We start from the raw sequence: 592 nt of genomic DNA, 5'->3' as shown, positions 1-592 counted from the left end.
ATAAGGTTTGGAACGCGCAGTCATGAAAGTCCGCCCTGTCAGCGTCCGTGGTGACATCGTGATCGTACCCCTAACCCGGGGGTACGAGACCATTGTAGACATCGGAGATCGGCAACTGGTCGAAGGTAAGAATTGGTGCGCCGTTACACGCGGCTCAAAGATTTACGCTGGCAGAAGCGTCTGGGTGCCGGAAGAAAAAACCAATCGGCTGGAGTTGATGCATCGTGTTCTTCTGAGTGAACCGGCCCTTGGAGTGGATCACAGAGACGGCAACGGCCTCAATAATCGCAGGAAGAATCTTCGGCTGGCGGACAAGTCACAAAACGCCCGCAACAGCGGTGCCCACGCCGACAACTCGACCGGTTTCAAAGGGGTCACGTTCAGCAAGCAGCGTGGAAACTGGCGGGCTGCGATCTGCATCCGGGGTAAACGCAAACATCTTGGTGTTTTTGACAGTCCAAAGGAAGCACACGCCGCATATGTCACGGCTTGTCGCAATCTTCATGGCAAATTTGCGAGGCCCGAGTAATGAAAATACTCACCTTGGACCTCGCAACGAAAACCGGGATCACCGTGGGCCGTCCCGGCGAAA

1 protein-coding gene is annotated in these 592 nt (G+C 55.2%); it reads left to right on the top strand.

Annotated elements, in window-relative coordinates; translation table 11 throughout:
- Positions 1 to 22: 22 nt before the first annotated feature.
- Positions 23 to 529 carry an HNH endonuclease gene (locus ACR0JA_RS23665; RefSeq protein WP_480495495.1) on the top strand — a complete coding sequence of 169 codons (507 nt, stop codon included), beginning with the start codon at positions 23 to 25 and terminating at the stop codon, positions 527 to 529.
- Positions 530 to 592: the final 63 nt, after the last annotated feature.

Source organism: Ruegeria sp. AM4 (assembly GCF_056540665.1).
The sequence above is the reverse complement of the archived record's forward strand: the minus strand, read 5'-3'. Positions and strand labels throughout refer to the sequence as shown.